Raw genomic sequence first — 25754 nt, 5'->3', positions numbered from 1 at the left:
AAGCTTGTGGAGTGGTCATTGCTGCACCGATTTCAGGTAGTCGACGCCTATAACCGAGTCGAAGATTTCCAAGGAGATAGGTTGCCCCGCGCGGATCACGCTCAATGCTCCGGAAGGTTCGAATACCACTGCACCTACTTGCGAAGGATGCGAAATGCCAGCGAGCCGTAGCCGCGAGTCGAGCTCCGCATGCGACACGTGGCAACGGCTCATATGTTTCTCAATGATCTTCGGTCCGGCCATCAGGAGGACCGGACGGTTGGCGATCAATGAAGAACCGAATCGCGTGCGGCGCAGCAGCCCCGAGACTGCCTGCAATCCCACCAGCGTCACCAATGCCACGATGCCTCCGCCCAGACGTGGAGAATCCCCCAGCGCTGCCCGGGCGATAATTCCGCCGAACGCAATCACTGCAGCAAGGTCGTAGCTGGACATGCTCGAGAGCATGCGTTGGCCCAGCAATCGCACCAGAAGGATCAGAGCCACATACATTCCCACCGTGGCCAGAGCGACCGCACTGGCTTCGAGCCATGTAATACCTAGCAACCGATCCACTGCCCGCCTCCTGCATCTACCCATCTACTCTATGTGCAGAACTCTGACGAGCGCTAAGCGTCGGCGTTCAAGGGGTCATGAGACGCACCATCGACGCTCGGCAATGAGCGTCGACAGGAGCAAGGCACCGGCGGCGAAGAGCCAGGGTACGTAGCTGGCGAAACCCGTCGCCGGGGCAAGAAGCCACGAGGAGATCACGAAAACCCCGATGGCCATTACGAGGCTCACACCGGCGGCGAGCGCACGCTTGGCCCTGCTGACCCCGTGCCAGAGCGGCGGATGTGAACCATCGGAGGCAGTGTTTAGTCCGAGGTAATTTCGCATACGTACTCCTTTGACATGTCGACTCACTTGACCAGCTAGGGCGCTCATTAGCCTACATACCTGACAATATCGTCTCAAGTGGATAGGTCATTAGAGTTCCTTCGATTCACTGGTCGTGGAGGTTGCATAGGCGCACGAGGGCGGCGAATCCGTCCGCGGAACCGGGCCAGTGGGCGCGCACCGCGTCGATACCGTCCCGGCGCACGACCTGACGTAGCACCAAGACCACGATGATGGCATCGTCGGCATAACCTATCACCGGGAGAAAATCGGGCACTAGGTCAATGGGTAGTGCCAGATAGAGCATGAGCAACACGATGCGCACGCGTACCCCACGCGGCAGCGCGCGGTCTGCTGCCACTCGGCGCAATAGCCGCAACAGATCCGGCAAGAGCCGCAACGCCTCGCGCAGTAGATCACCGCGGGGCCGCACGAGCACCAACGCCACGATAAGCGTAAACCAAAACACCAGAAGTCCAACCAAGACTCCCAGTAGCACGTCCCACCACAACGATCCGGCCATCGGCATCCCCGCCATAGAGCCCCAAGGCATCAGACCCGTGGCACGTCAACGAAACTCCGGATAGTTTATCGACCGCTACGCCGGGCGATCACGTCGAAGACATGCCAATGCTTCGGACCACTGAAGGACATTCCGTCGTACTCGGCCTCCCGTAGCTCGACCCGCTCCAGCCCCGCGAAGAGTGCTTCGATCACCGAGTGCTCCCAGAAGTTCATCGACGTATCGGCAGCCCACGTATCGGACACCCCGAAAAGATTGACTGCCACCCAGCCGCCGGGACGAACAGATTCGGTGAGCAAGGGCCAAGAATCGTCAAATGCGTTGTGATCCATAAAGGTTAGCGAGTACCCCGCGTAAACCAGATCACTGGCCGGTAGCGCATCGAGATCCGCAAAGGTGTGCTCGCCAATGGTTAATCGGGCGGCGCGCTCGCCCGTGAGGCCCTCTCGAATCTGCGTGGCGCTACCTGGGGCGGAGTCGATCGCGTGGACCGACCATCCGGCGGCAAGCAGGGCTCGGGTTTCCACTCCCGCACCGGCCCCAAGGTCCAGCGCACGGCGCCCCGCACCGGGACCGGCCCCGTCGATAATCTCCGCGCAGAGGTCGCGCACCCCACGAGTGCGCTGCGCCTTGTTATAGCGCGGCCAATGATCGGTGTCTGCTCGCGTTGCCATGGCTCCAGCTTGGCACCCGGGCGCTTAATTCGGCTTAACTCCCCACGTCAGCGGCCCGCCAGTGGCCAGTCAAACAGAAGCACTGCAACAAAAACACAGATACTCGTAAAATTCTCCCGAAATTAAGCTTGACGATGCCACATAAACGGGCATAAAGTCATACAAACACAGAACGTGTGGCAGGTCACGAAGGGTGGAGACGATGTTTGCCGAGGAACGCCAGCAGGCCATTACGGAGCTGCTAGCCAGCGCCGGAAAGGTCACCGTCGCGGACTTGGCCCAGCGTTTTGAAATCACCCGAGAAACCGTGCGTCGCGATCTGGATCAGCTCGAACAGCTCGGCTCGCTACGCCGTGTGCACGGCGGGGCCGTCAGCACCCTGAGCTCCAGCACCCGCGAGGAAAGCCATCTGGTGCGCAGCACGCTCCACGCCGATGACAAGGCGCGGATCGCGCGGGCCGCCTTTAACCTCATTCCCGCCGCGGATACCTCGATCCTGCTCGATGCCGGTAGCAGCACCGGGCTCCTGGCCGAACTCATCGCCCAAAGCCCCAGCGAACATCAGCACCTGCTGATCACCCACGCGCTGCCCATCGCCACGAGTATCAGTGCCAACCCAGAACTGCCGATCGAGTTCATCGGCGGACGCATCCGCGGACTGACCGGCGCGGCCAGCGGGTCGCGCACGGTGGCCGAACTCGACGGGCTCAGCGCCGACATCGCCTTCGTCGGCACCAACGCCATCGACCCGAGCTTCGGGCTGAGCACCCCGGACCCCATGGAAGCAGACGTCAAACGCGCCATTGTGGCCGCCGCGAAGCGCGTGGTGGTTTTGGCCGATGCCTCGAAGTTCAACGAACGCTCACTGGTGCGCTTTGCCGAGCTCGCCGAAATCGACACCCTGATAACCACCGGCACTCCCGACGCCCCCCTGGCGTCGGCTCTGGCCGATGCCGATGTGGAGGTGCTCTACGCATGATCCTGACCCTGACCCTGAACCCCGCACTGGACCAAACCGTGCAACTGGCCGACAGCCTGGCCCCCGGCGAGGTGCAACGCGCCGTGCAGAGCTCGGTGCAGGCCGCCGGCAAAGGGGTGAACGTCGCGCGGGCCGTCGCCCAAGCTGGCGAACCCACGCTGGCCGTGCTACCCGGGGCCGACGATGACCCGCTGGTGTTGGCGCTGGCCGCCGACGCGCTGGCCTACCGCAACATCCCAATCGACGCCCGACTCCGCACCAATATCACCCTGGCCGACCCGGCGGGCGTCACCACGAAGATCAACGAACCGGGCCCAACTCTGGAACCGCAGACGCTGGATCAGGTGCTCGCCACCTTGATCGAGCACGCGGAACAGGCCAGCTGGGTGGTACTCGCCGGTTCGCTGCCCCCTGGAGTGTCCGAGGACTACTACCTCACGCTGACCCAGGCACTGCGCGAGGCGCTCGGCGAGAGCTGCCCACCCATTGCGATGGACACCTCCGACGCGCCGCTGCTGGCACTGCGGGAGGCCAACCCGGCCAGCCTGCCCGACCTGATCAAACCCAACGCTCAGGAACTGGCAGAGCTCACCGGCACAACCCAAGACTTGGAAGCCGATCTGCAAGCCGCCGCCGCGGCGGCCGCAACGCTGGTCGACCGCGGAGTCGGACTCGTGCTGGCCACCCTCGGTTCCGCCGGAGCGGTGCTGGTTTCGAGTATCCAGGCGCTGCACGCGGTACATGAACCAGTGACCGCGCGCAGCACCGTCGGTGCCGGCGATTCGGCCCTGGCCGGTTTCCTCTTGGCTTCAAGTGCAGGCGATCCACTTTCTGATTGCCTCATCCGCGCCGTGGCATACGGCTCGGCGGCGGTGGCGCTTCCCGGCTCCACCATCCCCACCCCCAACGACCTAACAGTGAATGCGGTATCCCTGAGGGACCTGCACAAGGCAAAGGCATAACAATGACCGAATTGATTACCCCCGAGTTGGTGAGCCTCGACGCACCGCTGGGTTCCAGCAGTGCCGAGGTTATCAAGGAGCTGTCGGCCCTGCTGGCCGGCACCGGCCGCGCAACCGACGCGGATGCCCTGGCCGCCGACGGGCTGGCACGCGAGGAAAAGACCCCTACCGGTGTCCCCGGCGGCATCGCGATTCCGCACTGCCGTTCGGCCGCCGTCGCCGTGCCCAGCCTGGCCATGGCCCGGTTGCCGCAGACCGTGGATTTCGGCGCCAAGGACGGCGGAGCGGATCTCATCTTCTTCATCGCCGCCCCCGCCGGTGCCGATAAGGACCATCTCAAACTGCTCTCCAAGCTGGCCCGTGCACTGGTGAAGAAGACCTTCACCTCTGCGCTGCGCGAGGCTCAGACCCCCGAAGAGATCGTCGAACTAGTCCGTGCGGTCACCTCCGAGGCCCCGCAGGCCCCCGCCGCCCAGGCACCGGCCGAAACCGCTGCCGCCACCGAGTCGCCGGCGGCGAAAAAGCGCATCGTGGCCGTTACCGCCTGCCCGACCGGCATCGCACACACCTACATGGCCGCCGACTCGCTCGCACAAACCGCAGCCGATCTGGGCGTCGACTTCGCCGTTGAAACTCAGGGCTCCTCGGGCTCCACCCCGCTGCCGGCCGAAACCATCGCCGCCGCGGACGCGGTCATCTTTGCCGTGGATGTCGACGTGCGCGATCGCGCCCGCTTCGCCGGTAAGCCGGTGATCCAGGTGCCGGTGAAGCGCGGCATCGACGAGCCAGAAAAGCTCATCAAGGACGCCACCGCCGCCTCCAATGACCCGAATGCGCGCAAGGTACCAGCCGGCGGCCCCAGCGAGTCCAGCGAAGAGACCGGCGGCAAGGAATCCGTCGGTGCCGGACTGAAGCGAGCGCTGCTGACCGGTGTCAGCTACATGATCCCCTTCGTCGCCGGTGGTGGTCTGCTGATCGCGCTGGGCTTCCTGTTCGGTGGTTATGACATCACGGATGTCGCCGACGAGATCTTGGGCGCTAATACGCTGTTCAACCTGCCCGAAGGTGGCCTCGCCGCCTACCTGGGGGCGGTGGCCTTCAAGATCGGTGCACTGTCCATGGGCTTCTTGGTGCCTGCGCTCGCCGGTTACATCGCCTACGCCTACGCGGACCGTCCGGGTATTGCCCCGGGCTTCACCGCCGGTGCCGTCGCCGGATTCATGGGCGCCGGATTCCTCGGCGGTATCGTCGGTGGTCTGCTCGCCGGTCTCGCGGCGCGTTGGATCAACTCGTGGAATGTGCCGCGGTTTATGCGCGGGCTGATGCCCGTGGTGATCGTTCCACTGCTGGGATCTATCATTGCCTCCGGCTTGATGTTCCTGTTCCTCGGCGGCCCGATCGCCAAGCTCACCGTCGCATTGAACGACTGGCTCTCGGGCATGTCCGGTGCCGCCGCCGCGGTGCTTGGTCTGATCCTCGGTCTGATGATGGCCATCGACCTCGGCGGTCCGGTGAACAAGGTTGCCTACTCCTTCGCCGTGGCCGGTCTAGGAACCGGGTCGATCACCGAGAACCCGGCCCCGTTGATGATCATGGCCGCGGTGATGGCCGCCGGTATGGTTCCGCCGCTGGCGCTGGCCCTCGCTACGGTGCTCTCCCCCAAGCTCTTCAGCCAGGCCGAACGCGAAAACGGCAAGGCCGCCTGGTTGCTCGGCGCCGCATTCATCTCCGAAGGCGCGATCCCCTTCGCAGCGGCCGACCCGCTGCGCGTTATCCCGGCCGCCATGGTCGGAGCCGGTGTGACTGGGTCGCTGATCATGAGCTTCGGGGTGCTCTCCCAGGCCCCGCACGGTGGTATCTTCGTCTTCTTCGCCATGAACAACACCTGGCCGATGTTCCTGGTGGCCACCGCCATCGGCACCGTCGTCTCCGCCGGACTGGTCGTATTGCTCAAGAAGTTCGCCCGCCGTTCGGCACCCGTTGAAGCCGGCGCTGCCACGGCAGGAAAGGTCGCAGCATGAGTCACGCAACCCAACAAGTGTTCGCCGGGGTCGGCGTCAGCGCCGGACGGGTGATCGGCCCGGTGCTCAGGATGCCCGACCCGATCGCGGCCCCGGCCGACGGGGCTCCGCTCCCGCCAGGGGCCAGCGTAGAAACCGAAACCCAGCGCCTAGCCGATGCCGCCGCCCAGGTCGCGGCGCAGCTCAAGGAACGCGCCGCGCACGCCACCGGCAACGCCCAGGCCGTGCTGAAGGCTACCGCGCTGATGGCCGCGGACCGCTCGCTGTTGAAGTCCGCGACCAAGCTCGTCGCCTCGGGCACCTGCGCCGAGTCGGCCATCTGGGAAGCCGCCGACGCCGTGGCCACCCAGCTCACCGCCCTGGGCGGCTACATGGCCGAACGCGCCACCGACGTGCTGGACGTCCGGGCCCGCATCGTCGCGGCCCTGCGCGGGGTGCCCGCCCCCGGAATTCCCGACGCTAACGAACCGTTCGTGCTGGCCGCCGTGGACCTAGCGCCGGCCGATACGGCAACCCTCGACCCGGCCAAGGTACTGGCCCTAGTGACCTCCGATGGCGGGCCCCAGTCGCATACCGCAATCATCGCGCGTTCGCTCGGCTTGCCGGCCATAGTCGCCGCCGGGCAGAGCACCGAGCTGGCCGACGGTGACCTCGTCTTCGTCGACGGCATCGATGGCCGCGTGGTGCGCAACCCCGGTAGCGCGGAAATCGCCTTGGCCACCGCCTATGCCTCACGCGAGCAGGTGCCGGAATTCTCGGGTACCGGGGAATTGGCCGACGGCCACCTCGTCCCGTTGCTGGCCAATGTGGGTAGCGGCAGCGACGCGCAGGCCGCCGCGGCGGCAGGGGCGCAGGGCGTGGGCCTGTTGCGCACCGAATTCTGCTTCTTGAACCGGGATAAGGAACCGAGCCACGAAGAACAGGTCGAGGCCTATGGCGCGGTGTTCGAGGCCTTCGCTGGGGCGAAGGTTGTGGTGCGTACCCTCGATGCGGGTGCGGATAAGCCACTGCCGTTCCTCACCGACGCCAGCGAACCGAACCCGGCATTGGGTGTGCGCGGTTACCGCACGGACGGGGCCACCCCGGGTGTGTTGGCCCGTCAGCTCGCCGCCATTGCCCAGGCCGCGGCGGACCACGAGGCCGAAGTTTGGGTGATGGCCCCGATGATCTCCACCCCGGCCGAAGCCGCAAACTTTGCGCAGCTGGCCACCGAGGCAGAGCTGCGCACCACTGGCGTGATGATCGAGGTGCCCTCCGCTGCCTTGTTGGCCGAACCAATTCTTGGCGCCTGCGACTTCGTGTCTATCGGCACCAACGACCTGACCCAGTACACCATGGCCGCCGACCGGCAGCTCGGTGCGTTGGCGGAACTGAACGACCCGTGGCAGCCGGCCGTTCTGCAGTTGGTCGCCGCCTCCTGCCGGGGCGCCCAGAATGCCGGGGGTAAGCCCGTCGGTGTGTGCGGTGAAGCCGCAGCGGATCCGGCCCTTGCGGTGGTGCTGGTCGGTTTGGGCGTCGCCACGCTCTCGATGAACAAGCGAGCACTGGCCCCGGTGGCTGCGGTACTGCGCACCATCAACCTGTCGACGGCCCGCAGCCTTGCCGAGCGGGCGCTGGCCGCGCCTAGCGCGGCAGAGGCACGTGCCCTGGTGCGCGCCGAACTACCCGAACTCGAACGCTACGGCCTGTAATCTTCAAACAACCCACACCAATAGGAGTCATCATGGCAGAACGCATTGCAACCATTGGCAGCCGTGTAGGCCTGCACGCCCGTCCGGCCGCGATCTTCGCCGAGGCCGCCTCCGAGCAGCCGCTAGAGGTCACCATCGCCCTCGAAGGTGAGCCGGCCGAGGACGCGCTGGATGCTTCGAGCATCCTCTCGCTCATGGGCCTCGGCGCCGAATACGGCACCAAGGTCGTGCTACGCGCCGAGGGCGAAGGGGCCGAAGCGGTCCTAGATACCCTTGCCGCCGTGCTGGAAACCGACCACGACACCGAGTAATACTCGCTGCGCGCCGCCGGCGCGCACAGAACGAAGGCAGGCGCCCGGATCATCGGTCGCCTGCCTTCGCAGGTTAAGTCTGCTGTGGGTCGTTTAGGGTGCGCTCTCGGCGTAGCGCTTGAGCTGATACAGCGTGGCCCCGTCGCGTTTGGCGACCTCTTCGGCCAGATCCGCGAGTTCCGCGCTGGACAGATCCGGGTTCAGCACCGTGATGCGCAGCAGCATTTTGGCCTGTCCCGCGCTCTCGTCGAGGCTAAAGCTATAGGCCAAGGAGTCCGGGCCATCTCCGGTGCGCAAAACCAAGCGCTTTTCTGGATCCACTTCGTGGACGGTGAGTTGACGCTCATGCCCCGCACTGAGGTAGTCCAGACGCAAACCGGGAGCCAAGCGGTCCTCGGCCGGTTGCATGCGCTGCACCCCGGGCGCCCACAGCGGCATGGAAACCCAGTCGGTGAGCAGTTCCCAGACGCGGGCCACGGACAGCCGGATCACCCCGGAGGACTCAAATACCGTCACTTCACTCATACCCGCATCATGCCATTGCGCCGCGGTCCGCGGCTATGGTCTGCCGGAAAATTCACAGTGCCCTGTGTGCTGAAACGCGCTACGCTCTCCCGCTGCGCTTCGGCAATAATGTGGGCATGACCTCGCACAGACCACCGTTCGCCACCAGCGGTGACGCCATCGAGCCAACGCCAGCAGTCCAACTAATTCCCATGACGGCGGCACACTGGCCGCGCGTCCACGAAATTTTCGCCGTCGGGATCGCTTCCGGTCACGCCACCTTCGCCGAAGCACCACCCGAGGACTGGGCAGAGTTCTGTACAGGCAAAATTCCGGGCCTCAGCGCCGTGGCGCGGTCCGCGGAACAGGAAGTACTCGGCTGGTGCGCCGCCAGCCGGGTATCGACTCGTGAGGTCTACGCCGGGGTGGTTGAGCATTCACTCTACGTGGATCCAACGCGTCGCGCGCAAGGCATCGGCAAGGCGCTACTGGGGCACCTCATTGCACAGGCCGAGGTCAACGGCATCTGGATGTTGCAGGCATCGATCTTTCCCGAAAACGCGGCCAGTCTCGCTCTGCATCAGCGCCACGGATTTCGCGTCGTGGGGGTGCGCGAAGGGATCGGTCTGATGAGCCACGGTCCGCTGGCCGGGCACTGGCGCGACACCGTACTACTCGAACGCCGACTGGCTTCCCCTCACGCGCTCGGGCAGTAATTAACGCCCGGTCAATTCGTCCAGCAGAGCATCCGCGCGCTCCAAATTCAGCGCCAATTTATCGCGCTTGGCCTGTGCCGAAGCCACATAAGCGGCGAATTTCTCGCGCACCGCGGGGTCGGTGGGATCGGCGTCCAAGGTGTCAATGGTGTCCAAGAGCTCACGCATTTCATCGAGGGTAAAGCCCAATGGTTTCATCGAGCGGATCCGAAGCATGCGCCGCAAGTCCGATTCGGAATACACTCGGTAGCCCCCTTCGCTCCGGGTGCTGGCGGGCAGAAGACCGACCTCGTCATAGTGGCGAATGGTTCGATGGGACAGGCCGGTGGCCTCGACCAGATCACCTATCAGCATCAGCCGGCCTCTCTTCGTAGCTCAATGTTCACCGCGATTATACGCACAGAAATTTCAACTCTACCCTTACGTTAGGTTAGGGTTAAGCTCTGTCCCGGAGACTTGCCAACAAGGCACCATCCGTCTTCGACCGCGCATCGCCGCGCGCAGCCCGGATTACCCACAGATCGCAGGAATCATCCCTGTCCCTTTCATGAATGGAGCCCATTTCGTGAGCACTCACGCCGCGACGGCTACGCACGAACTCACACCGCTGGAACGGCAATCCGTTCTACATACCTTGAAATCCCCTCGGCTGATGAAGACCGAGGTCCTGGCCGGCCTCGTGGTGGCGTTGGCGCTGATCCCAGAGGCCATCGCCTTCTCGGTAATCGCCGGCGTGGACCCACGTTTAGGCCTATTCGCCTCCTTTACGATGGCCGTGACCATCGCCTTCGTCGGCGGACGGCCGGCTATGATCTCGGCGGCCACGGGCGCGGTGGCATTGGTGATCGCCCCTCTGGTCAAGAGCCACGGGCTGGACTACTTCATCGCCGCGGTGATTCTGGCCGGCGCGCTGCAGATCATCCTCGCACTGCTGGGCGTTGCTAGGTTGATGCGTTTCATTCCACGCTCGGTGATGGTGGGATTCGTCAACGGTCTGGCCATCCTCATCTTCATGTCGCAGCTCGGTGAATTGGGTATCGACACCCACGACTGGACGCTTTTCGGCGTTCCGTGGATGGTATATCCGCTGGCGCTCCTGGCGCTGGCGATCGTACTATTCTTACCCAAGCTCACCACGGTGGTCCCCGCACCGTTGGTAGCCATCGTTACATTGACCCTTATTGTGGTCTTCGTCGGCATCGACGTTCCAAACGTGAATAGCAAAGGCGAACTGCCCGACAGCCTCCCATCATTATTCTTCCCCGACGTTCCACTCAATCTGGAAACCCTCCAGATCATCTTCCCATTCTCGCTATCCATGGCGCTCGTAGGATTGCTTGAATCCCTGATGACCGCCAAGCTCGTCGACGACATCACAGATACCCATTCAAATAAGACCCGCGAGTCGTGGGGCCAAGGCGTAGCTAACATCGTCACCGGCTTCTTCGGTGGCATGGGCGGTTGCGCAATGATCGGTCAGACGATGATCAACACCAAGGTCTCCGGTGCTCGCACCCGCATTTCCACCTTCCTGGCCGGACTCTTCTTGCTCATTCTGGTCGTAGCCTTTGGCGATATCGTGGGCATCATTCCAATGGCAGCCCTGGTCGGCATCATGGTCTTCGTCGCCTACGCCACCTTCGATTGGCACTCCATCAGCCTTAACTCGCTGAAGACCATGCCTAAGTCGGAAACCACGGTCATGGTAGTCACCGTCATCCTGACCGTCGCGACGCACAATCTGGCCATCGGCGTCATCGGAGGCGTGATCTTGGCGATGGTTCTCTTTGCGCGTCGTGTGGCGCATTTCGTGACCGTCGATCGTCGCATCGAGGAGCACTTCGGCGAGCAGATTGTGAAATACGAGGTCGACGGCGAGCTATTCTTCGCCTCCTCCAATGACCTCTATTACCAGTTCCAGTACGCCGAAGACCCCAACCACGTGGTCATCGACATGTATAAGTCGCATCTTTGGGATGCCTCGACCATCGCCGCACTGGATTCCATCCAGGAGAAGTACGCGAAGTATGGCAAGACCGTTGAGATCGAGGGGCTCAATCAGGCCAGCCAGCAAATGCAGGAACGCCTGGCCGGGAAGCTCGGAGGCGGTCACTAGCCGGCTGTAGTCGCCGGGGCAAGTTCAGCTGTTTCTGAATTCATGGTTTCATGTACTATGAATTTATGAGCACACTTGCCCCGGTTTCGCATGCGGCCACCCTGGCCCGCATCGGCCACGCGCTATCGGATGCCACCCGCGTGGGAATCCTCCTCGCCCTGCGCGAGAAACCCGCATTCCCCTCCGATCTGGCCGACGAACTGAATGTCTCACGCCAAGTGATGTCCAACCAGCTCGCCTGTTTGCGCGGTTGTGGACTGGTCGAGGCCGAACCCGAAGGGCGACGCAGCCGCTACCGTATCGGCAATGAGCACCTGGCCGCCGCCCTCGACGAGCTAGCCAAGGTGGCCCTGCACCCCTCAAGAGACTGCTGCGAAGGGCCGGCCTGCACATGCTAGATTCCCCCGCGCTAAGCCCCGGACGCCGCGAGCTCCTCAAGCGACGTATCCGCCTCATTGTCGGTCTGACGATCGGCTACAACGTCATCGAGGCCATTATTGCCCTGGTCGCAGGAGCCGGCGCCTCGTCGGTGGCACTGATTGGATTTGGCCTCGACTCGATTGTCGAGGTGCTCTCGGCCGCAGCCGTCGCCTGGCAGTTTGCCGGCCCCGACCCAGAGTCTCGCGAAAAGAAGGCCCTGCGGCTGATCGCCATTTCCTTCTTCGCACTAGCCGCCTACGTCTCGATCAGCGCGGTACTGACCCTCGCCGGAGCAATGCAGCCCGAGCACAGCAAGGTGGGCATCATCCTGACGGTCACGAGTCTTGTGATCATGCCGTTGCTGAGTTGGTTCGAGCGGCACACCGGGCGAGAACTGGGATCGGCCTCCGCCGTGGCCGACTCCAAGCAAACCTTGATCTGCTCCTATCTCTCCGCCGCCGTCCTCGTTGGCCTGCTGGCAAATAGCCTCTTCGGCTGGGGCTGGGCCGATCCCGTGGCGGCCCTATTCATCGCCGCATTCGCGGTACGCGAGGGGCTGGAGGCTTGGCGCGGTGAGGCCTGCACCCAACCAGTAGCCGCCCTGACGGGCGAGCAAGCCGGGGATAACTGCTCCGGGTGCTGCTGAGCATCACGCAACGCACCACCGAAACACCCTGACGAGCCCGCAAAAATACTGATTGACAGAACTCAATCACTAGCCTGAGAATGGTGTTACCGCACGTACCTCAGGAGCAGCACATGCAAGCTATCCGATCATCCGTGCTGCGCCTGACCAAGCCCTTTCACCAAAGGGACTACGTCGTACTGGCCAGCGCTTTTATCATCGCGACCTTTGCCTCGGGCATGTGGGCGGTCGCCATGGTCTATCAGGTTCGCCAGCTAGGCGGCGGACCCCTCGAACTGTCCATGGTCGCGACGTCCAACGCCATGGGGCTCTTGCTCTTCGTGCTCCTCGGCGGGGTGATGGCCGATCGCCACTCTTGTCGCCGCATCGTCATCGGCGTCGAAGCGATCAACGCCGTGGTTCTTAGTGTCACGGCGTTACTCGCACTCACCGGACAGCTTGCCCTGTGGCATCTGATGATCACCGGTTTCGTCACCGGCTCCGCCATGGCATTTTTCTTCCCGGCGTACTCGGCACTACTGCCTCGGATCCTCCCCGCGGATGACCTGTTGGCCGCCAATGGACTCGAAGGTACCGTTCGACCGGTGGTGCACACGGCGCTAGGTCCGATGTCCGCGGGCTTTCTCGTCGCCGCGCTGTCTCCAGCCGCAGCTATCTTCGGTGTTGCGGCCTGCTACGCAGTGGCCTGGGCCGTTCTTTGCCTCATCCGTAAGAATCCGGATTACGACCGGGTTGAACAGGATTCCGAGGATGAGCATGGCCCCAAAATGCTTCAGCAGTTGCGCGAAGGAGCCAGCTACACCCTCAAAACCCCGTGGCTGCTGTGGACCCTGCTGTTTTCGATCGTGTCGGTGTTTACCTTCATCGGGCCCTTTGAAGTGCTGATCCCGTTCGTGGTCAGCGATAATCTGGGCGGCGATGCGCGCACCTTTGGTGTGGTGTTGGCGTGCTTTGGGGTGGGCTCCGCGCTGGGATCCATGCTGACCGCATCCGCGCGCTTCCCCCGTCGCTACCTGAGCGTGATGACCGCCTGCTGGTCACTCGGGACGATCCCGTTGGCGCTGGTGGGCGTGCTCGACTCATTGGTCGTGCTCTGCTCCATCCTGTTTCTCTTCGGGGTCACCGACGCCATCGGCATGGTTATCTGGGGCACGTTGCTGCAACGCCGGGTGCCGAAGCGTTTGCTCGGACGGATCTCCAGCCTGGACTTCTTTGTGTCCTTGGCGCTGATGCCCCTGTCGATGGCGGTGGCCGGTCCGTTGGCCGAACTGGTGGGGCTGACCGCGATTTTCGTCGTGGCCGGGCTGGCCTCTCCGATCTTCGGGGTGATCGCATGGAAGGCTGGAGCCTTTGCACGCGACGAACTGGAGCATCCACTGCGCGCTGCGGATACTGTTCAGCGAACCGACTAGACCGCGATGATCAAGCCGAGGATCAGGATCGGCAGGGTGAAAACTCCGCCAAGCAAGGCGATCAGTCCGATGAGCGGCCCGGGCAGCGAGGTGGTGCGCACCAGCACCACTATCAACGCCCAACCGCCAAAGACTGCCCCCAGCAGCGCGGGGATCCCAGCGACGGTGCCGATCAGATACAGGGTGTCGTAGCTGGTCCACGCGCAGCTATCGCAGATCCCATGCCGGGTCCCTTCGGGGACCCGGCTGAGTGCGGCAGCGGTGAGCGCCGCGTAAGTCTTGTAGCTCGCGCAGGTCACGAAGACGAGCGTTATCCATGCCTGAAGCCTGCGTCGACGGCGATCTTTAAGTTCCCTGGCGGTTTGGCGGGCCGTTTGTAGTTGCTGAGTCATGGCCCCAGACTCCGCGCTCCTGCGATGTATCGGCCTGCCAAGAGCCAAACTGTGGATAACAAACTGCTTGTGGCTAGTACGCCGCGAAGAGCAGAACGAAGCCAAGCACCAGCGAAAGTAGTAGCGCTCCGATGGAACTGATCAGACCTATCAGCACCGGATGCATGTGGGTATGCCTTAGGAGCAATGCTGCCGTGGCACCGCCAAATATGATCAGTCCGATCAGCACCGGCAGAGCAAGCAGAAATCCAAAGAACAGCAACGCGTCCCGCGGGGTCAGGGTGCACCCAAAACCAATGCCGCTGCACTGACCGCTGGCGTTGACATCCGGCGCAAGCCAAAGAGCCAGAAAATAACCGGCGACAGCTATCCCCGCCACACACAGCATGGTCCATACCGCCCGAGCCGTCCGCCCCTTTCGAGCGACCGGAGCATCATCGAAGTCCATAGCTGCATTCTGCCCCGCCACCAGCCCGACCGGCTAGCGACTGCGGGACTTGATGTTCTTGCCGGTCACCGGGCAGTCTGGAACCATGACCGACAGAATCGCGCGTCGTACGCGCCCTGCGGTACTACTCGCCGCGCTGTCCCTTGCCGCGGGCTGTGCCGCGGCACCCACCGAAGACCCGGAGCCCACCGCTCGGGGCGAAGAACAATCACCGGCGCCCGTCGATTGCTCGGTGGCACGCTGTATCGCACTGACCTATGACGATGGCCCGGGCGCGAATACCGATCGGCTCTTGCGGATCCTGGACGAGCACCAAGCACCAGCCACCTTTTTCGTCCTCGGCCACAAGGTGGCTGCCGGCCACGACACGCTGCGCACCATAAGAGAACAGGGGCATCAAATCGGCGCCCATGGCTTCAGCCACACACGATTCACCGAGCTCAGTGATGCGCAACTGGCCGAGGAGCTGGCGCGGACCAATGAAGTGATCGAGCAGGCCACCGGGGTTAAGCCGCAGATCTTCCGCCCGCCCTATGGCGCCTATGATGAGCGCGTCGCCGCGCGCACCCCAATGCCGCTGGTGCTCTGGGATGTGGGTAGCAATGACACCCGGGATCAGGATCCGCAGAAATTGGTGAAGACCGTCCTCGCGAAGGCGCGGCCTGGCTCGATCGTGCTCATGCATGAGCACAATGACAGTACCGTGCGCGCCGCGGCGCCACTGATTCGGTCCCTGCGCAAAGCCGGCTTCACCCTCGTGCGCGTTGAAGACCTCTTTGCCGACACCGAGATGCGAGACGGGCAGGCCTATACCCGCCGTGAGGACGGCTCGGCGAGGCGGGGTTAGCTCCTACCAGCCCTCTTCGTCGTCGGCCTCTGAAACCCCCAGCTCGGGCTCTTGCTGCTGGTCGAAGTCGTACCAAGCCTGCGCGAAGTCGGCGAGCGCTTCGAGAGCCTCGAGCTGCTCGTCATCCAGTTCGTCGGTGGCCTCTTGGGTGCGCAGGATGGCGGAGACGGCATGGTGCGGGTGCCGCTCGAAGTAGTGCAGCGGCGAAGATTCTGGGTTGAAGGTCAACTCTTCACTGCGTGCGAAGAGGTCAATGTACTGGTCCACGGCCACGGGCAACCGGGTGAGGTTCAGCCCGGTCACCGATTCGTTGTAGATCTCTGCGGTTGCATCGGCCCACGCTTCGATGAGCTCCTCGCCCATATGCGACATTCTGTGTCCACCTTTTTCACTGTTGGCACTGCACCACCGGCTCACGGTGGCATTTCATCCTAAACCGGGCGCGCGCCGGTGCCAAGATGCTCGCCGGACTGGGGCGAAGCTCACGCTTTGCATAAAGTTTCGGATACGTTCCGCGCGCCGCGATCGGGTGGCATGCGGCGCTCGGCGAAGGTAGTCTCATGCCCGTTCGCCTCAAGTCTTCGCGTGCCCTGTGCGGCTTGGCCATGGCCGCCGCACTGTTATTGTCCAGCTGCTCTGCTCCGGCACAACCTGCCGCCGATACGGCACCCGAATCCCCTGCCGCCCCAGCTCCGGTGGACTGCAGCGTCGATGCGTGCGTTGCGCTGACCTTCGATGACGGACCGGGCAAATACACCGACCGGTTGCTGGACGAACTAGCCGAGGCGCAGGCCCCGGGCACCTTCTTCGTGCTGGGCAAGAATGTACCCAAGTTCCCCGAGGCGCTTCGTCGCATGGTGGCCGAGGGGCATGAGATCGCCAGCCATACCTATGACCACCGAGATCTCACCAAGTCCACCCGCGAACAGATCGAGCGGGAAGTGTCGACCACGAATAAGGCGATCGACGAGGCGGCCGGGGTGACCCCGCGGCTGCTTCGTCCTCCCTATGGCGCCCATGGGGTGGTCTATGACCGGCTGATTCCGATGCCGCTGGTGCTCTGGGACGTAGATACCCTGGACTGGAAAACCCTTGATGCCAAGAAGACGGTGGCCACGGCGCTGGATGAGGTCAAGCCGGGGTCCATACTGCTGATGCACGATATCCACGAAAGTTCGGTTCAGGCGGTGCCGAAGCTGGCGAGCAAGCTCAAGGAGCGGGGCTATCATCTGGTGACCGTCTCGAAGCTGTTCGAGTCGCGCGAGCTCAAACCCTCTAAGGCGTACAGCCGACTGGAAAATCCCGGCACGAAACTCGCCGAGCACTGAGCGCTGTGCGCTCCCACCGCTAGGCTCCCTCGGCGAGAAGCGAGACCCCCATGAGCAGGAAGAGCGCCGCTCCAATCAGGTGGGCTGCCACGTAATACAGCGCTCCGAGGTTGCCACGCACCAATGCCCAGCGGCGGAATCGGGCGGAGGTGCTGATCGTTGAACCGACCGCCCAGGCGTTCCTCCGTGGTCCGAGCCGCAACTGCCAGTAGCCCACCACGCAGCCGGTACTCAGCAGGCCGAGCCCGAGGGCCACGGCGATCACCCCGCCTAGGGACGAATTGATCCCGGTGCACAGCATGGTTAGCAGAAAGATCACCCCGCCGGTGAGTAGTCGGCGCAGTCCTCCGGCGGCGAGCATGCCGCTGCGACGCAAACCAAAACGCTCGAACTGTTCGACGTCGGCAGTACGTGGCACCGGCGCGGCCGCCTGACGCAGCGTGCCCTGTATCGCGAATTGTGCGGCGAGCGCCCCGAGTAGCAGTAACGCCATGGACACCGAAAGGGAGGGCTCGAAGACCGCGCCCACCGCACCGGCGGCGCCGGCCAGTAGCCCCGCACCGGCCACCATTCCGGCCCGTCCCAGCGGCCGGTGTGCGGCCATCACGTCTTTTAGATAACCCGCTGGCATATGCTGGGCGACTTGCCGTAGCCGCAAGTATCCGTAGCCCACTAGTGCGCCGGTAGCTAGCACGATCAGCGACACCACCAGCCACCTCACCCCTTCGCTGGCCCGGGCACCGAACGCTGCAAGCGCGGCAACCACCGGAATGTGTAGCCACATCGGATTGCTCAAGGTGGCAGCCCGGGACACGAACTGTCCGGCAAAATCCCGATGCAAACGGTCATCGGTGGGATTTTGCGCGATCATGCCCCGCAGTAGTGCGCCACCGTCGCCGACGACCTTCTCACCACCGTCGATGGTCATGGCCGCCAATTTCAGACCCTCATCCTGTGGGGCGAGGGATAACCCAGTACGCAAGTACTGCTGGGCTGCCGTGCGATCGTCCATGAGGTCGGCGGCCACGGCGGCCGCCTGATAGACATATGGGTCTTCGGGGTCCAGGTGCAACGCGTGATCGAACGCCGCGCGCGCTAGCACCAGATCGTCGCGGCTGGCCGAACGCGAGAGCAGGAACAGACCGAATCGGTAATGGCCACCGGGATACTCGGGAAACTGTTCGATAAGCACGCGGATCAGGGCGATGGCTTCGTCGACCCGCCCCTGTGCGTACACCGCGTTGGCCAGCAATTCGGCCAGATTGGGAATCTGGTGATTAAGTTCGAGGCCCTGCCGTGCGGCCTGCTCGGCTTCCACGTTGCGCTCCAGCGCCAGGAGCGCCGCGGCATAATAAAGCCAGAAGTGCGGCTCGCCGCGGTGCTCGGTGAGGTGCTCGGCCAGCAACCGGCGAGCAGTTTCTGGTTGCGAGATCGCCAGCGCATGCCGTACACGCACCGCCAAGGTGTCAAAATCGAGCATCGCCTAGAGCATTCCGCGTGATTTCAAGTAGTGCGCGAGATCGTCGTACCGTCCGTTCTCGTTGCTAAAGCGCACCACATTGCGGGCCGCCTCCAGCCACGGGAGCACCGATGGTTTCACTTCCTTGAGCGCCAGCGCCATGTGATCCATGCTCACCGGTGTGAGGTTATCGGCGGCGATGGATTGCATCATGGCCTTCTCCGCGGCGGTCACGCACAGATGTTCAAGGTCAGCCCCGGAAAAACCGTCGGTCTGCGCGGCGAGTTGCGCGAGATTGATCCGGGCGATCGGCCGCTGTTCCAGATGGGTTTTCAAGATGCTTTCGCGGGCAGGAGCGTCGGGCGGGCTCACCAGTACTGAGCGATCCAACCGTCCAGGACGCAGCAGCGCCTCATCCAAATCCCACGGATGGTTCGTAGCGGCAAGGACATATAGACCGTCGTTATTCGACGCCATCGAATCCATTTCCAGCAACAGCTGGTTCACCATTTGCCGAAGCCAAGAAGCCGATCCGGTGAGCGATCCACGACGTAGACCCAGGGCGTCGATTTCATCGAGGAAGAGCACCGCCGGGGCCGCGGCCCGCGCTTCATCGAAAAGCTTCCGGAGGTTCTTTTCACTCTCGCCGATGTATGGGGAGAGCACATCGGCCATCGAGACCTGCAGGAAGGAAGCCCCTAATTCCCCGGCCACGGCGCGGGCCAGAAAGGTTTTGCCGCAGCCCGGGGGCCCGTAAAGCAGCAGGCCGCCGCGCATGGACTTTCCGAAGGCCTTTGCGATTTCGGCGTTGCGCAGTGGCGCGAGGAATGACTCGGTGAGGCGCTGCTTCACCGCATCCAAGCCACCGACATCTGCAAGGGTGATCCGCTGCGGCGGAGTCGGTTCCAATGGCGCCGCGGCATTTTCGTCGGTGACCGAGCTGGTGGAGAGTTTTGGCTCCTCGGACACGAAGGGATCGGAACCCAGATCACCGAGTTGCGCGGCGGCCGAGTCCCAGTCGAAGCCATCTTCGGCGGTGCTCTGCTCGGCGGTGTCGCTCGCAGTTTCCGCGCCCTGCGCTCCGGCCAGCGCAGTACTGATGGTGGCCAGCAAGCCAAGTGCTTGGCGGTTTCCTGCCTCTAGCTGAATCACCACGTTGACGTGCTCTAAGGCCTCGGCGTGCCGGGCCGCGTCGGTGAGCAGCTGGGCGAGGTGCAGGCGCAACGCCGGGTCTTGCGGCGCCGCGTTCACGGCCCGCTCAAGGCTTTGGATCAGTGCATCGTTCATCGGCGCTTGCCTCTTCTCCCCCAGTGCCTTCGCACGCTTCGCGGCGCGATCTTCACTTGGCATCCTATCGAGTGGGCTGGAGGCCGGAGAAAAAACGAAGCGCAATTTTCTGCAACGGTCTATGCAAAATGCTCTTTCTGCATTTACTCTTGCAAGCAAGGGTGCGCGCTATGCCGCGCATCACATATTCGCCAAAGGAGCCACCCATGCCCGACACCGACGCTGCCGTACCCGCCACCGCGTGGCACGGTGAACTGTTCGCCGGCGCGAAACTCACCAAATCCCAGCAACGCGTGGTGGACGCGCTGAGCATGACCCCGAAGTTCGCCGCCTACGCGGAGCTTTCCGAGGTGGCCGCGCGTGCTGGAGTCAATAGCTCCACGGTGGTGCGCACCGCACAAGCTCTGGGGTACAGCGGTTGGAGCGACCTGCAACGCGAGCTACGCGCGCAGTTCCTGGTCTACGTCTCGCATAGTGCGCCCTTCAGCAACCTGATACCGGTCACCTCGCCGGTGCATGACTCGCTGACTCAGGACGGCAAGAATCTAGAGATGGCACGCTCGCTGATCAGCGCGGAGGCCGTGGACGCGAGCATCGAAGCCCTCTGTGGGGCGCGGCGCATCCTCTGCCTGGGCCAGGGTTCGCACGGTGCGCCCTCGCTGGTCCTTGCCCACCTGGCATCGGTCATGGGTTACCCGGCCATGCACGAGCAGCGCTCGGGCGTGCATCTGGCGGCGGCGCTCAATTCCCTGGGGCCAGAAGACGTGGTGTTCATAACCCATCTGTGGCGTCCGATTCGCGAGCTCGGCACCGCCGCTCGGATCGCCGCAGAACGCAAGGCCACCGTCATTGCCATCACCGACCTCTCGACCTCCCCGGTGGCCAAACACAGTACGCATATCTTGCCGGTGCCCAGCGAAGGAGTTTTCTCATTCCAGTCGGCCACCGCCGCCCTATCGGTGGTCTATGGACTCCTCGCCGGCATGGAAGCTCATCAATCACGCAGTATTCGCCCCCACCTCGAACAGGTCAACGAGCTGTGGGACGCACTGGACCTTTACGACAGATAAGGACCCAAAATCACATGAGTAAACTCATCGCGCACGACGCCGAACTTTCGCGCCGCCTAGAGCAGAACTATGCCGCCGTTCAGGACACGGTTGAAGCCATGGCACGGGATATCCACGCTCACCCGGAACTATCTTTCGAAGAGCACCGCGCCGCGGGCACCATTGCCAAGGTGCTACGCGATGCCGGTTTCACGGTCACCGAGGGCATCTGCGACCTGCCCACTGCCTTCGAGGGCACCATTGGTCAGGGCGACCTCGTGGTGGGCATCTGCGTGGAATATGACTGCCTGCCGGTCGTCGGGCACGCATGCGGACACAACCTCATTGCCGGTTCCACCGTGGGTGCGGCCCTGGCGCTCGCCCCGCTGGTCGACGAACTCGGCATTACGCTCAAGGTCATCGGCACCCCAGCCGAAGAGCACGGAGGCGGCAAGGCCCTACTCCTTGAGCGTGGCGCCTTCGACGGCGTCGGGCTCTCGCTCATGGCTCATCCGATGTCCGAAGGGGTCAGCTGCAACCCGCTGGGCACCACCACGCAGGCCGTAGGCCGCTTCAAGGCGATGTTCCGTGGGCAGGCCGCGCACGCCGCCGCCATGCCGCACCGCGGGATCAACGCCGCCGATGCCGCCACCCTGTCCCAGGTGGCCATCGGTCTGCTGCGCCAGCAACTACCGGACCAGCACCGGGTCGCCTCGTACATCGCCGAAGCCGGGCAGGTTACCAACATCATCCCCGACTACTCCGAAGTGCACTTCGAGGTCCGCGCCTTCTCGCTCGAGGAGTACGAACAGACACTGGGCAAGGTGCGCCGCTGCTTTGAAGGAGCCAGCATCGCCACCGGCACCAGCCTCGAGTTCGAGGCCACCGAACCACTCTACGAACCCGTACTTCAAGACCCGGCCATGGCGGCCTTCTGGAATGAGGCGATGGCCGTACGCGGCAATGACGTGACCGAGCTTCCTGCCGGAACCGGCGGTGGCGGCTCGACCGACATGGGCAACATTTCGCAGGTCATCCCCTCGATCCACCCGATGTTCGCCGTTCCCGGCGCCACCGCCCCCGTGCACTCCGCCGGGTTCACCGCTTCGGCCAACACCGAGATGGCCTACACGGCCATGAACGACGCCGCACTCGGTCTCGCGGCCACGGTCGCCGGCGCCGTGAGCGCCGACCGAGAGCGTTACATCACCGCTGCCTACCAGCGGGCCTAGCCGCCCACCCACTCGCAATAGGACCTTTCATGAAAACCATTTCCGAACCCGCCGCCATCGGCGCCAAACATGCGTTGCCCATCTCGGCCCTCGCCCTGCTGGTCGCCATCATCGCCGAACTCATCGGCAAGAAATCCTTCGACATCGGGATCGGTACCCTGCTGGTTTTCCCGATGGTGTGGGGCTTGATCATCGGCACCGTGCTGACCTTGCAAAAGTTCAAGCCCGTATCCATTCGTGCCCAGAAAATTGCCGCCAGCTTCTCCGCCGTTGCGGTGCTCCTTCTGGTGGTACGGTTGGCCGCGGATATTGGCCCGCAGATCCCGGTACTCGTCTCGGCCGGTCCGGCCCTTTTCCTGCAGGAGATTGGCCACCTGCTGGGCACAATTGTGCTGGCCCTGCCGCTCGCGGTGTTATTGCGCATGGGGCGCTCGACCGTGGGTGCCACCTTCTCCATCGACCGTGAGTCCTCCTTCGCGATGGTCTCCGCTCGCTTCGGCTCGAACTCCGACGAATACCGCGGTGTGCTGGCCATGTATGTTTTTGGCACCATCTTCGGCGCGATCTACATTTCGCTCTTGACCTCCGTAGTGGCCAGCTGGGGCTTCTTCGATCCGCTGGCCATGGCCATGGGTGCCGGCGTGGGCTCCGGGTCGATGATGGCCGCCTCCGCGGCCAGTATCGCCGCCGCCCACCCCGAGATGGAACAAGCCATTTTGTCTATGGCGGCGGTGTCGAACCTGATCACCACCATCATGGGCACCTACGTAGGCATGTTCGTTGCCCTGCCGCTGGCGAACAGGTGCTACAACCTGCTCACCGGCGCGAAGCGCAAGGCCCAGGCCGCCACTTCCGCCGCGGCCAACGGCGAACTCGCCGATCAGGACATCGCCCGCAGCAAGGTTGAGGAGTCCAACGCACAATTCGCCGAGTCGGCTTCAGAGGTCGGCGCCGTAGAGAATGTGCCGCTGTGGGTCACCCTGCCGGTGCTCTCGATTATGGGCATCGCTACCGCGGTAATCGCCGAAGGCTTCACCTGGCAGCTGATCTTCTCCTACGTTGTCATCAGCCTCTTAGTGGTGCTCGGCGCGTATCTAGCCAAGCTCACCAAGAACAAGATCCCTTCGTTGATCTGGCTGACCACGCTGATCGCGGCAGCCTGTAGCCCCATTTCACCGATTGCTGACTTCCTGGTCGCGACGCTTACCGCGGTCCCCTTCCTCTCTATCACCACGGTGGTGCTCACCTGCGCAGGACTGTCTCTGGGCAAGGATGTGGGCTTGCTGAAGAAAATTGGTTGGAAGATCGTGCCGGTGGGACTGGTGGCAATCACCGCCTCGTTCATCTTCGCCACCATCATTGCGGAATTCGCCTTGGGCCTCTGGCACTAGAGCCAATTACTGCGCACGCCGCTCACGAACCGAGGTTCGTGGGCGGCGTGTTCTGTTTATCTGCGGTCGGCGAAGAATTGATACGCTCGGCATCTGTGCCTACTGGCCAGTACCGACGAGAGAGTTCACCATGCCGCGCACCTACCCCTATGCCCAAGTCGATGTGTTCTCCGAGGAAGCCTTCGGCGGAAACCCGGTCGCGGTAATCCTCGATGCCGGGGATTTAAGCACCGAGCACATGCAACGCATCGCCCGATGGACAAACCTCTCGGAAACCACCTTCCTGCTACCAAGCAGCGACCCGGCGGCAGATTATCGGGCACGGATTTTCACTCCGCATACCGAACTACCCTTCGCCGGGCACCCCACCCTTGGCTCGGCACGGGCTTGGTTGCACTACGGTGGGCAACCGAAAGTCCCGGGGGAAGTGACGCAGGAGTGCACCGCTGGCTTGATTCGAGTACGCGCCGAAGAATCCACGCTTTCCTTCGCGGCCCCACCGACCCTACGTTCGGGGCCACTCGAGGAGGAACTACTCGTTCGCATCGCCGCCGCGTTTTCCATTGAGCGCGCGCAAATCCTTGATCACCAGTGGGTCGATAACGGTCCGGGCTGGGCAGTGGTACAGCTGGCCAGCGCTTCAGACGTCCTGGCACTCGAACCGCACATGGAGGCCCTCGGTGGAACCAAGGTTGGTGCCATCGGCGCCTACCCCACCGGCTCGGCTGCTTCCTTCGAAATCCGCGCCTTCACCCCGCGTGGTCCCGCGCTCGAGGACCCGGTCACGGGAAGTCTAAATGCCGGTGTCGCGCTGTGGATGATTCGTACAGGGAAGGCTCCGGTCAGCTATTGCGTGGGGCAGGGTCGACGACTTGGCCGCACTGGGAAAATCGAGATTCGCGCCGAGGACGGCATCATCTGGGTGGGTGGTCGCACCGCGATCGGCTTTGAGGGCGTTGCCCGGCTGTAGGCAGGCGGCGCACGCTGCGCGGTTGTAGCGAGTCAAAATGCACTCCCTCGGTATGTTGACTTTTTACATAGATCGAAACCATACTTAGAGTGTGCGCGGAACCAAGACCTACAACCAGCTGAAGCGGGCATTCCTACCCTTCGCGGTACTCAAGTCCATCCAACAGGGCCACACGCACGGATACGCCATCCTTCAGGAGCTCGAGGCCATGGAGATTTCCGGCATTAAGAGCGGCACCCTTTATCCGCTGTTACGAACCCTTGAAGAAGATGGCCTCGTCGCGGCGACATGGGAAACATCAGACAGAGGGCCCGCGCGGAAAATCTTCGAACTCACCGCTGACGGAAAGCGCAACTTCGAGGAAATGCGCAACTGGATTGACACCTTGACCTAGGAGAACAATATGAAAACCGTGGATGACTACCGACGCGAACTTCGTTTCTCACTCTTCCTTCAAGAGCTCGACAAGACAACCATCCGGGACATACTTGATGAGGTTTCGAGTGAGTGCTCGACCTATGCTGAGGCTGTCGAAAAATTTGGCGAGCCGGAGGAGTACGCGTCAGCTTTCCCGGAGGTTAAGACCAAACGTCGTATGCCCCTGTTCATGTTCATCGGGAGTACGCTCGCCATACTGTGGATAATTTCCAACATCGTCCGACGCGAGACGTCCGCCGACGACGCCGTCACGCTTGGGCACATGCTGGTAACTTTCCTCCCTGCGCTTGGGGTCATTGCCCTCTGCATCCTCATAGACTTCCTGCGCGCGCTACGCCGAGCCTCGAAAATCTAGCGAGTTATGGCGTAACGGCCCGGAGATACCCCTCCCGGACCGCTACGCTGTACCAAGATTTCTCGGAATCGCTAGATTCCGATGATCCACTTAATGACGTCGTAGATCACCGCGGCAGAGATGCTGCCCAGGATGCCCGGCATATGCGGTCGGATGTACTTGTTGTACCAGGCCACGAACTTCTTCTTGCCCAGCCCGACCTTTGAGATGATCTTGTTGTAAAGCTTCTTGTTGGTCTTCTTCAACGCCATCAAGGCGGCCTTGACTGCGTACTTCTGCCAGAAGGCGGCTTCGCCACCCTGCGGAATGCCCTGCTGCAGCACCCGGGAAGTCTGCTCATACTGCAGCATGCCAACGCTTCCGCCGCCGGTGGGTTGCGTCATTACACGCTCAACCGAAACCTTTGGGGCCGGCGCGGTCTGCGCCACGGCCGGTGCAGCAATGCCGGTTCCTAGGCTCAGCGCGACAACTACGGCCACGGATCGACTCATCCTCTTTTTCATGGCTACCTTTCATAGATTGAGGGGATTTACCGCCATAAATCTACAGCTCTGCTTTATCTCGTCTCAAGCAATTGGGGAGAAGTACCCATGGGCTCGCACTAGTTCTTCGAGTTAATTGGCATGCTTGACCCTATGCAACGGCAAGCGCACCCAAGCCAGCGCCCGGCCACGAGGGATTCCGTAGTCCTGATTCACTGCTCG

Annotated in this window: 30 protein-coding genes; 18 read left to right on the top strand and 12 right to left on the bottom strand. The window is 63.0% G+C overall.

Annotated features, from left to right (window positions below):
- Window positions 1–15: 15 nt before the first annotated feature.
- The 4 genes from ACJD00_RS01405 to ACJD00_RS01390 form a co-directional block, all read right to left on the bottom strand.
- Window positions 16–555, bottom strand: a complete 540-nt coding sequence (locus tag ACJD00_RS01405) for a DUF421 domain-containing protein (protein WP_418908171.1) — start codon at window positions 553–555, stop codon at window positions 16–18.
- Window positions 556–630: 75 nt separating this feature from the next.
- Entirely contained in the window at window positions 631–879 is a 249-nt protein-coding gene (locus ACJD00_RS01400) for a hypothetical protein (protein WP_418908170.1), read from the bottom strand.
- A gap of 106 nt (window positions 880–985) precedes the next feature.
- The gene (locus tag ACJD00_RS01395) at window positions 986–1402 is read right to left on the bottom strand and encodes a YkvA family protein (RefSeq protein WP_418908169.1); all 417 of its coding nucleotides are present in this window, start codon (window positions 1400–1402) and stop codon (window positions 986–988) included.
- A 65-nt stretch (window positions 1403–1467) separates the two neighbouring features.
- Entirely contained in the window at window positions 1468–2076 is a 609-nt protein-coding gene (locus ACJD00_RS01390) for a class I SAM-dependent methyltransferase (protein ID WP_418908168.1), read from the bottom strand.
- A gap of 202 nt (window positions 2077–2278) precedes the next feature.
- On the opposite strand from ACJD00_RS01390, the gene ACJD00_RS01385 reads away from it, so the two are divergent.
- From ACJD00_RS01385 to ACJD00_RS01365, 5 genes are read left to right on the top strand one after another with little or no spacing between them, the layout of a single operon-like run.
- The gene (locus ACJD00_RS01385) at window positions 2279–3055 is read left to right on the top strand and encodes a DeoR/GlpR family DNA-binding transcription regulator (protein ID WP_418908167.1); all 777 of its coding nucleotides are present in this window, start codon (window positions 2279–2281) and stop codon (window positions 3053–3055) included.
- Window positions 3052–4017 carry a 1-phosphofructokinase family hexose kinase gene (locus ACJD00_RS01380; RefSeq protein WP_418908166.1) on the top strand — a complete coding sequence of 322 codons (966 nt, stop codon included), beginning with the start codon at window positions 3052–3054 and terminating at the stop codon, window positions 4015–4017. Before ACJD00_RS01385 ends, ACJD00_RS01380 begins: the two co-directional genes overlap by 4 nt.
- A 2-nt stretch (window positions 4018–4019) precedes the next feature.
- Window positions 4020–6038 (top strand): PTS fructose transporter subunit IIABC, encoded by a 2019-nt coding sequence (locus ACJD00_RS01375; RefSeq protein WP_418908165.1) that lies wholly within the window; start codon window positions 4020–4022, stop codon window positions 6036–6038.
- Complete coding sequence (ptsP, locus tag ACJD00_RS01370) at window positions 6035–7729, top strand: phosphoenolpyruvate--protein phosphotransferase (RefSeq protein ID WP_418908164.1); 1695 nt, start codon at window positions 6035–6037, stop codon at window positions 7727–7729. Before ACJD00_RS01375 ends, ptsP begins: the two co-directional genes overlap by 4 nt.
- 32 nt (window positions 7730–7761) lie before the next feature.
- Window positions 7762–8040, top strand: a complete 279-nt coding sequence (locus tag ACJD00_RS01365; RefSeq protein ID WP_309410091.1) for an HPr family phosphocarrier protein — start codon at window positions 7762–7764, stop codon at window positions 8038–8040.
- Window positions 8041–8133: 93 nt separating this feature from the next.
- Here ACJD00_RS01365 and ACJD00_RS01360 read toward each other — a convergent pair whose 3' ends face one another.
- Window positions 8134–8565 carry an SRPBCC family protein gene (locus ACJD00_RS01360; protein ID WP_418908163.1) on the bottom strand — a complete coding sequence of 144 codons (432 nt, stop codon included), beginning with the start codon at window positions 8563–8565 and terminating at the stop codon, window positions 8134–8136.
- A 116-nt stretch (window positions 8566–8681) separates the two neighbouring features.
- Here ACJD00_RS01360 and ACJD00_RS01355 point away from each other — a divergent pair, with 116 nt between their 5' ends.
- Window positions 8682–9260, top strand: coding sequence for an N-acetyltransferase family protein (locus tag ACJD00_RS01355; RefSeq protein WP_418908162.1), 579 nt, complete (start codon window positions 8682–8684; stop codon window positions 9258–9260).
- On the opposite strand, the gene ACJD00_RS01350 is transcribed toward ACJD00_RS01355, so the two are convergent.
- Window positions 9261–9614, bottom strand: coding sequence for a MerR family transcriptional regulator (locus ACJD00_RS01350; protein ID WP_418908161.1), 354 nt, complete (start codon window positions 9612–9614; stop codon window positions 9261–9263).
- Window positions 9615–9807: 193 nt separating this feature from the next.
- Between ACJD00_RS01350 and ACJD00_RS01345 the strand changes: the two genes are divergently transcribed.
- The 4 genes from ACJD00_RS01345 to ACJD00_RS01330 all read left to right on the top strand — a co-directional run bounded on the left by ACJD00_RS01345 (window position 9808) and on the right by ACJD00_RS01330 (window position 13854).
- On the top strand, window positions 9808–11376 hold the full coding sequence (locus tag ACJD00_RS01345) for a SulP family inorganic anion transporter (protein WP_418908160.1): 1569 nt from the start codon (window positions 9808–9810) through the stop codon (window positions 11374–11376).
- Window positions 11377–11441: 65 nt separating this feature from the next.
- Window positions 11442–11774 carry an ArsR/SmtB family transcription factor gene (locus tag ACJD00_RS01340; protein WP_418908159.1) on the top strand — a complete coding sequence of 111 codons (333 nt, stop codon included), beginning with the start codon at window positions 11442–11444 and terminating at the stop codon, window positions 11772–11774.
- Window positions 11768–12442: a cation diffusion facilitator family transporter gene (locus ACJD00_RS01335; protein WP_418908158.1), complete on the top strand. Its 675-nt coding sequence runs from the start codon at window positions 11768–11770 to the stop codon at window positions 12440–12442. Before ACJD00_RS01340 ends, ACJD00_RS01335 begins: the two co-directional genes overlap by 7 nt.
- A 113-nt stretch (window positions 12443–12555) precedes the next feature.
- The gene (locus tag ACJD00_RS01330) at window positions 12556–13854 is read left to right on the top strand and encodes an MFS transporter (RefSeq protein WP_418908157.1); all 1299 of its coding nucleotides are present in this window, start codon (window positions 12556–12558) and stop codon (window positions 13852–13854) included.
- Here ACJD00_RS01330 and ACJD00_RS01325 read toward each other — a convergent pair.
- Both ACJD00_RS01325 and ACJD00_RS01320 read right to left on the bottom strand, forming a co-directional pair.
- On the bottom strand, window positions 13851–14246 hold the full coding sequence (locus ACJD00_RS01325; protein ID WP_418908156.1) for a hypothetical protein: 396 nt from the start codon (window positions 14244–14246) through the stop codon (window positions 13851–13853). The genes ACJD00_RS01330 and ACJD00_RS01325 overlap by 4 nt on opposite strands.
- A 73-nt stretch (window positions 14247–14319) precedes the next feature.
- Window positions 14320–14694: a hypothetical protein gene (locus ACJD00_RS01320; RefSeq protein ID WP_418908155.1), complete on the bottom strand. Its 375-nt coding sequence runs from the start codon at window positions 14692–14694 to the stop codon at window positions 14320–14322.
- 85 nt (window positions 14695–14779) lie between these two features.
- Between ACJD00_RS01320 and ACJD00_RS01315 the strand changes: the two genes are divergently transcribed.
- The gene (locus ACJD00_RS01315) at window positions 14780–15541 is read left to right on the top strand and encodes a polysaccharide deacetylase family protein (RefSeq protein WP_418908154.1); all 762 of its coding nucleotides are present in this window, start codon (window positions 14780–14782) and stop codon (window positions 15539–15541) included.
- Window positions 15542–15544: 3 nt separating this feature from the next.
- Here ACJD00_RS01315 and ACJD00_RS01310 read toward each other — a convergent pair whose 3' ends face one another.
- Window positions 15545–15904: a hypothetical protein gene (locus ACJD00_RS01310; RefSeq protein ID WP_309410102.1), complete on the bottom strand. Its 360-nt coding sequence runs from the start codon at window positions 15902–15904 to the stop codon at window positions 15545–15547.
- A gap of 197 nt (window positions 15905–16101) precedes the next feature.
- Between ACJD00_RS01310 and ACJD00_RS01305 the strand changes: the two genes are divergently transcribed.
- Entirely contained in the window at window positions 16102–16869 is a 768-nt protein-coding gene (locus ACJD00_RS01305; protein ID WP_418908153.1) for a polysaccharide deacetylase family protein, read from the top strand.
- A 19-nt stretch (window positions 16870–16888) separates the two neighbouring features.
- On the opposite strand, the gene ACJD00_RS01300 is transcribed toward ACJD00_RS01305, so the two are convergent.
- Window positions 16889–18349: a tetratricopeptide repeat protein gene (locus tag ACJD00_RS01300; RefSeq protein WP_418908152.1), complete on the bottom strand. Its 1461-nt coding sequence runs from the start codon at window positions 18347–18349 to the stop codon at window positions 16889–16891.
- Window positions 18350–18352: 3 nt separating this feature from the next.
- Window positions 18353–19615, bottom strand: a complete 1263-nt coding sequence (locus ACJD00_RS01295; protein ID WP_418908151.1) for an AAA family ATPase — start codon at window positions 19613–19615, stop codon at window positions 18353–18355.
- 206 nt (window positions 19616–19821) lie between these two features.
- On the opposite strand from ACJD00_RS01295, the gene ACJD00_RS01290 reads away from it, so the two are divergent.
- From ACJD00_RS01290 to ACJD00_RS01265, 6 genes are all read left to right on the top strand, one after another.
- A complete protein-coding gene (locus tag ACJD00_RS01290) occupies window positions 19822–20685 on the top strand; it encodes a MurR/RpiR family transcriptional regulator (RefSeq protein WP_418908150.1) in 864 nt (287 codons plus the stop codon).
- Between the two features lie 14 nt (window positions 20686–20699).
- A complete protein-coding gene (locus tag ACJD00_RS01285; RefSeq protein ID WP_418908149.1) occupies window positions 20700–21896 on the top strand; it encodes a M20 family metallopeptidase in 1197 nt (398 codons plus the stop codon).
- Between the two features lie 29 nt (window positions 21897–21925).
- Window positions 21926–23287, top strand: a complete 1362-nt coding sequence (locus tag ACJD00_RS01280; RefSeq protein WP_418908148.1) for a DUF3100 domain-containing protein — start codon at window positions 21926–21928, stop codon at window positions 23285–23287.
- A 130-nt stretch (window positions 23288–23417) separates the two neighbouring features.
- Complete coding sequence (locus ACJD00_RS01275) at window positions 23418–24257, top strand: PhzF family phenazine biosynthesis protein (RefSeq protein WP_418908147.1); 840 nt, start codon at window positions 23418–23420, stop codon at window positions 24255–24257.
- A gap of 91 nt (window positions 24258–24348) precedes the next feature.
- Complete coding sequence (locus ACJD00_RS01270; RefSeq protein WP_418908146.1) at window positions 24349–24651, top strand: PadR family transcriptional regulator; 303 nt, start codon at window positions 24349–24351, stop codon at window positions 24649–24651.
- Between the two features lie 9 nt (window positions 24652–24660).
- Window positions 24661–25050: a hypothetical protein gene (locus tag ACJD00_RS01265; protein WP_418908145.1), complete on the top strand. Its 390-nt coding sequence runs from the start codon at window positions 24661–24663 to the stop codon at window positions 25048–25050.
- 71 nt (window positions 25051–25121) lie between these two features.
- Here ACJD00_RS01265 and ACJD00_RS01260 read toward each other — a convergent pair whose 3' ends face one another.
- Complete coding sequence (locus ACJD00_RS01260; RefSeq protein ID WP_418908144.1) at window positions 25122–25529, bottom strand: hypothetical protein; 408 nt, start codon at window positions 25527–25529, stop codon at window positions 25122–25124.
- Window positions 25530–25754: the final 225 nt, after the last annotated feature.

It is taken from the genome of Glutamicibacter endophyticus, assembly GCF_048457885.1.
In the GTDB taxonomy this organism is placed as follows: Bacteria; Actinomycetota; Actinomycetes; order Actinomycetales; family Micrococcaceae; genus Glutamicibacter; species Glutamicibacter endophyticus.
This window is presented reverse-complemented; position numbering and strand designations above follow the sequence as displayed.